Annotated in this window: 5 protein-coding genes and 2 pseudogenes; 1 reads left to right on the forward strand and 6 read right to left on the reverse strand. The window is 38.6% G+C overall.

The genetic code is table 11. The features are described from left to right. From IQ242_RS13545 to IQ242_RS13555, 3 genes and pseudogenes are all read right to left on the reverse strand, one after another. On the reverse strand, positions 1 to 476 hold a 476-nt coding region (locus IQ242_RS13545; protein WP_193960323.1), incomplete at its 3' end, for a hypothetical protein. A 38-nt stretch (positions 477 to 514) separates the two neighbouring features. Further along, positions 515 to 808 (reverse strand): annotated as a pseudogene (locus IQ242_RS13550) (DUF4351 domain-containing protein); the annotation flags it as partial. A gap of 162 nt (positions 809 to 970) precedes the next feature. Then, positions 971 to 1963, reverse strand: a complete 993-nt coding sequence (locus IQ242_RS13555; RefSeq protein WP_193960324.1) for a DUF4351 domain-containing protein — start codon at positions 1961 to 1963, stop codon at positions 971 to 973. 316 nt (positions 1964 to 2279) lie between these two features. Here IQ242_RS13555 and IQ242_RS26175 point away from each other — a divergent pair, with 316 nt between their 5' ends. Next, on the forward strand, positions 2280 to 2477 hold the full coding sequence (locus IQ242_RS26175; RefSeq protein ID WP_228020981.1) for a hypothetical protein: 198 nt from the start codon (positions 2280 to 2282) through the stop codon (positions 2475 to 2477). 88 nt (positions 2478 to 2565) lie between these two features. On the opposite strand, the gene IQ242_RS13565 is transcribed toward IQ242_RS26175, so the two are convergent. From IQ242_RS13565 to IQ242_RS13575, 3 genes and pseudogenes are all read right to left on the reverse strand, one after another. Further along, a complete protein-coding gene (locus IQ242_RS13565) occupies positions 2566 to 3522 on the reverse strand; it encodes a hypothetical protein (protein ID WP_193960325.1) in 957 nt (318 codons plus the stop codon). A gap of 78 nt (positions 3523 to 3600) precedes the next feature. Then, entirely contained in the window at positions 3601 to 6225 is a 2625-nt protein-coding gene (locus tag IQ242_RS13570) for a glycosyltransferase (RefSeq protein ID WP_193960326.1), read from the reverse strand. Between the two features lie 44 nt (positions 6226 to 6269). Continuing rightward, positions 6270 to 6473: pseudogene (locus tag IQ242_RS13575) on the reverse strand (DegT/DnrJ/EryC1/StrS family aminotransferase); the annotation flags it as partial. Positions 6474 to 6554: the final 81 nt, after the last annotated feature.

The following is a 6554-nucleotide window of genomic DNA, read 5'->3' on the forward strand; positions in this document are numbered from 1 at the left end:
GCGATCGCCTGACGTTGGCAATCGTCATATCCCCAGCGTTCTAGAAAGGCTTGATATTCTCCTTGTCCTCTGTTTAAACTGGTGGCTAGTTGTTGTAATTTTTCCCCCAAGGCCGGCGACAATAACTCCTTAATTAGTTGACTGGTTTTTTCTTGGACTTTCTCAGAACCTTGGGCGTTTTCTTCGTCTCCTTGACTGCGATGATAGATGACCATTGCCGTGGACATAGCCAGATTTTTGACTAATAATTCATTCACCAATATCGGGGAAGTTTTTAAGGCAGTGATTACCTCCAAACTAGGATGTTCCGTATAGGGTAAATCGCTGGTTAAATAAGTAACAAAAAATCCTCTAGCTCCATTTTCTGTGGAGAATAACTCAGTAATTTTCTGAGTTATTGTATCGGTATCTAAAAAGTCAATTTGACTTAGTAAATCTTGAGTTTGTTGGATAGCATTTTCAAAAGTTATACCCATAACATCAATAGCCTTCTGTAAAGTTTAAGAGAAAAATACTAAGCATCTAAAGCGTTTAACCAATTAGTTAAATCCTCCACTGTCGAAAAATCCAATAAAGCTTCCCCCACTCGTTCCAGATCATCAATATTCAAGGTTATAATCCGACTCTCTATATCCACATTAATAGCTCCTAACTTACGTTTAATCAGACGAACAATTAGATTTCTTTCTCTTGCTAAACCCTGCTCTAAACCCTGTTCTAAACCGCAGCGCATCCAACTGGTGGTAATCTGCATCACTCCCTCCTGTTCGGGTTGAATAAATGTGCTAATCTCCTGTTGAAATTCTATAACTTTTGCTCTATCCCGAGCGACATCAGTAAGTTTCTGAGTGATTGTATCGGTATCTAAAAACTCAATTTGACTTAGTAAATCTTGAGTTTGTCGGATAGCATTTTCAAAAGTTATACTCATATCCATACCTAGCCTTCTGTGAAGCCTAAGAGAAAAATACTAAGCATCTAAAGCATTTAAACAATTAGTTAAATCCTCCACTGTCGAAAAATCCAATAAAGCTTCCCCCACTCGTTCCAGATCATCAATATTCAAGGTCATAATCCGACTCTCTAGAGCCACATCAATAGCTCCTAACTTACGTTTAATCAGACGAACAATTAGATTTCTTTCTCTTGCTAAACCCTGTTCTAAACCCTGTTCTAAACCCCGTTCTAAACCCTGTTCTAAACCCTGTTCTAAACCCTGTTCTAAACCCTGTTCTAAACCGCAGCGCATCCAACTGGTGGTAATCTGCATAACTCCCTCCTGTTCGGGTTGAATAAATGTGCTAATCTCCTGTTGAAATTCTATCTCCTCGGACGAGTTGAGATTGAGATAGGTATCGACAAAGCCTGAAATCAATTGCATTCTAGCGGCATCTAATCTTAATGTTACCAATAATCTTAGACATTGTGCCTTAACTTTTGCTCTATCCCGAGGGGCAATTTTCATCTTAGCCATCAAAGCGGCGGCGACGGGATTAGCTTGATTAATAAAATCTCGCCAATTCAAGCGATTTAACTGGACAACTTGATAGTTAAATTCTAGCACTTTTAAGTCAGGAAACTCAATTTTATATTGACGAATTGCTTCTTTTTGTGGACGATCATAGGAGAATAGGACAATGGGATAAACTGGTAAGGCAAATTTTTGATGCAGACGAGCGAAATAAGTAAACATTCGCCGATTAAATTCCGGTTGAGAGCTAGACTGTGCTTCTAGATGAATTAAGAAAAATGATGATTGTCCTCGAAATTGAACTTGGGCAACTAAATCACTTTCATACTTTTCTCCTTCCGTGACATCGGTCAAGACTTCTTTGTCTAAAAATGTGATCTGATTAGGCTCTAAATAATTGATAATCTCAGGAAAAAACAACTGAATAAATTCAACAAAAAAAGTCGCAATTAATTCCTTAAATAAACGATCATGGTCAATAACATTATTCATGTCTAATAATTATAAACGAGGAATCCTTCAGCTTATCTTCATAACTTTTTGTAGTAATTATCAAGGATTTTCCAATGACCAGCACTAGGAGACAAAGAAATCAAATCCTCGATATTGCCTTCCATAGTAGCACAAATTTGAGCGAGGGGTAATAGCAAATCCTCTAGTAAGACGAGTTAGGACGAGGAGATAAAATGCCCAAGAAAGCGTACTTATCCGAACATCTAAGTCCAGAGGAACCGAAAGATAAATACAGAACCAGTCAAGACTCAGTGGCAACAAGAAGATGGCACTGGTTAGGTAAAATATCTTGAGGATGGACAATCAAAAAGGCGACAGTAGCTGTCGGATTAGATTATCAATATCTAATCAATTAGGAGAAGAAGGAGTTAAAAATATCAAGAAAAAGAGTCAGGAACATCCGAGAGGAAAAGAACCTTTATCGAAGGAAGAACAATTCCAAAAATTAAAATTGAATAAATTCAGGGAAATTTACGGTAATTTTGCCGGTTAAATCAATTCCCTGCTATCTCCATCCCAAATTACTGCTAGTACAAAAAGTCGAACGACTTTTAAATTATCGATTGAGAATAGAAATAATTTCAATGATTTTGAGGAGTTTTTTCCTGAATTATAGGACGTAGTTGTTGCACCAGTTCCTTAGAGCGTATTATTCTTGCTTCTGGTAATAAATGCTCATGGGTATCGCCAAATAAACTAGAATCTGTTTGCAGATTAAGAGTTTTTGGATTGTAGATTAAAGGTACTATATTAGACAATTCTTCAATAGTTTTTTTAACATTTTTGACAGTGGTTTCATCGGTCTTAGCATAAACCCAAGAGAGAGAAACTACTAAATCAGCACCTTTAGCTTTTAACTCCTCTTGAAATTGAGCGATGCGTTTGAGGGAGTGTTGCGAAACAGGTCGATCAAATGTTCTAGCCCACCATTTACCTGTACGATGTTTGACTACGGTAGGATCTCCTTTTTCTGTGATTGGATCTGATAAATAACCCCTAGGTTTTCCTGTTTGTATAACATCAACAGCAGTTTTTACTATAGCGCGTAAACTAGGAACTCCCATTAACCAAGTCTCGGAAACTAATTGTTCTAAGGGTATATTTCCTAAACCAGGTTTTCCAATGGCAACACCAAAAGGAACCGAACCAAATAAACCATCACCATAACCAATACCATCATCATCCAGTAACATTAAATATTCAGGAATGAGAACCACTATATCCCCCGGACGTACCTGCTCTAAAATAATTGGGCAGATGACATTTAATCCCAAATCTCCCTGTAAACCAAAGTTAAAAACTGGGATTTTTAGCTCCTGTTCGAGGAATTGAGAGTTAATACTATAATTTACCCCCGACCCCCCCGCAAAAATTATTCGTCTCGGTGCATCTATCTGCTTGGCAAAAGATACTTTTTGTTCGTACATTTGTAGGAGCCACTTTAATTCACCGCCGTAGTATACGTTATAAAAAAAACCCAAAGACCAGGCCACCCCAACGGTAGCTAACCAAGGCCAAAAAGTAAACATTTTCTTCATAAGTTTAGCTCCTAGAGTTGAAGAACCAGAGGACAACTAGAGAATAAGTAATTCTAATTCAAAAAAGAGATAATTATCTTATCTTTCCTGCCACAATTGCCAAATAGTCGCCACATATTTCCGTCCTTTTGACAAATAATCCCAGAGATTAATTCCGGTTTTACTCTCACCATAAATGCGGGGAACGCAAAGATAAGGAACCTCCACTAACTTATAACCCAAACGATTGGCACGGGTTAATAAATCAATGCAATATTCTCCATAATCTCCCTTTAAGCGAATTTTTTCTAAAACCTGAGAACGAACGGCAATAAAACCACTGGTATAGTCGTGAACTTGATTGCCTAGCATCACGATGGCCATGCGATTAATAATCCAGCTTAACATCCGGGCCATCAGTCCGTGGGCAACATCATCACCCCCCGGAATCCAACGAGAACCTAGGGCAATATCAGCTTTTTTAGCTCGAATCGGTGTGATTAATTGGGGCACATCTTCTGGAGGCATAGACAAATCACAATCCATCCAAGTAATAATTTTAGCCCCATACAGATTAATTGCGTCGTCAATACCTCTCTGTAGAGCCGAAGTTAACCCTTTCTCGTTGATTCTGCGACACAAAATTACCCCCGATTGGAATTGCGAATCTTGAGGAGGAGTGGGGTATTGTTTGGCTAAATCTTCTACTATCTGCCAAGTTTCATCGGGAGAATTATCATCCACCACTAGCACTAAATAAGGACTAGGAACACTAGCTAGTAAACGTTCAATTAATTGACTAATGTTATCTCGCTCGTTATAAGTGGGTAAAATCGTACAGACTAAATCATTAGCAGCTGGAGTAATTGTTGGCTTATCCTCAGATTTTTGGTCTAGTAAACCTGTCTGAGTAGCAGATATAACTATTTCATAGAAAGGATATTTACCAATGATTCCAGAGCGATTTATGCCAATTTGAAACTTTTGTCCATCTTGGCTAAATTCCAGTTTTTCTGGTGGGGATTCTAAGAGTTTACAAGGGCGATAGGGATAGCAAACGTAGGGAAAACTAGACAACCCTTGACTGACTAATTCTTGGCATAGTTTAACCATGGCTTGACTGTCTTCCACACGGAAGAAAGTTTTTTGTTTCTCCAAACCAAAACCCAAAACTTGTGCCGCATATTGATGAGAAAAGGCAACAATAGAATTAGTATCCTCTTCTATGCTTTTGATAGCTGGTGCTATCCCCTGATGGGTTTTATAGAAAAATTCTCCCCCTTGATAAATGTTTTTATAGACACCTATTGCCATTAAGATTAACAGTAAAACCCAACTTCCCTTGGCTACAAAAACTTCTTGGTTCGCTCCTAGAATTTTTACTTGTTCCACCGTTAATAAGGTAACAAAGGGGATAAGAGGCAATAAATATCTCGGTCCCCATTGTTTTCCTCCCACCATGACTTCTCCCGGTGCAATATCGACCAAACAAGACACCCCTACTGTGTAGATAAAATAGAGAGCATAGACAAAAAGCATTTGTTTATCTAGAGATATATTGGCGATGTCAAATAGATAACAACTGGCTAAAAGTATCAGGAAGTAAATGATATTGTCCTTGACTAACGCCTTGGTTTTGAGCATTCCTTGCTGGCGAAGATTGACGAGAACAGCCAAGATGATAATCGCCGTGACACTAATTAAAGTTACGGGAATATCCTTGGCAAAATTTAATTGTTGACCGCTCCAAGTGAGCAAGTAAGCTAAGGGAATTATACAGATAGGAAAATGCACCAAAAAAGAGCTATTTAACTGATAAAAACTGGTCAGGGCTTCTTGAATACGTTTTTTCCAAGAAAACTCCTCAAGGACTAACAAAGCGTGAACTCCGAGAAAACGATTATAAATTAACTTATTGCACAACCACAGTAAAAACACACTAACAATAATACCTAGTACAAAACTAAAAGCTATTCGATTGGTTAGCAGAAATTCAGAAAAATTAAGATTTTTCTCGGTTGAATACCAAGCAAAAATTGAGGTTTGTTCTGGAGTTAAACCCAAGAAAACTAATAAAGTTAAAGTTGCCACTAGGGCTAGACATTCCGAGCGGAACCATACTGATAAACCCACTAGAAATCCGCCTAATAAATTGGGCAGCCAGCTACTATTAGCTGTATCGGGTAGAAAAAAAGCGATAACAATTCCCAAAAATCCTAAAGTAACAGCGAGGGTATGTTCACAATATATGGCACTGTATAGAGTTAAGGGAGAAGCAAAAATCAAAATAACTAATCCCAAAAGACCACCCCAACTGTCTAGGGAAAAAGCGGGAATTGCTCTCGAAAAACTGAGCCACAATACCCAAATTGATAGGAGGGGAATCAAGTAAAACCCCCGATAACCCCAAAATTTATAAAAAAGGGAAGTTAGCCAAGAGAATGGAAAAGGAAAAGAGATATAATAACGTTGATTTAAGTAGTAGACAAAAGGGGGGCGATAACTGTATAAACCCTCTTGCCAAAGACGAGCAACCCAAGCTTCTGCGCGCTCAACTAAGTCAAATCGCCATGGACCATTACTTAGCTGACGAGCTAGTAAAGCTTTCAGCGCTCCATCGCCATTAAAAAAAACATCCTTGGGAACTAAAATACATAGATATAGGGAATAAAAGCAACCGGCGGCAATTACTACCCAAGATAAAAACTCCGTGCCAATTATCATAAAAGTCGGTTTTTATTCAAAAAATTTTTATCAATTTTTCATCCCTACTCAGCCTCAGCAAAAACTTGCCGAACTGCTTGGGCCACTCGCTCAATTTGCTCGTCCGTGAGAGCTAAACCGCTAGGCAGATAAAAACCCCTGCGCGCCAGTCTTTCAGCCACGGGACAGGAAATATTTTGCAATAATCCCATTTTGTGAAATACCGGTTGTTCGTGCATACACCAGAAAAAAGGACGCGTACCAATCTGACCCACATTCCGCACCCTAAGTGTCACAACGTCTCAAAAGAGGAAGGGGCGTGAGTCAAAATACTTATCTAGAGGAGTGAG

Source organism: Microcystis sp. LEGE 08355, assembly GCF_015207185.1.
Classification (GTDB): domain Bacteria; phylum Cyanobacteriota; class Cyanobacteriia; order Cyanobacteriales; family Microcystaceae; genus Microcystis; species Microcystis panniformis.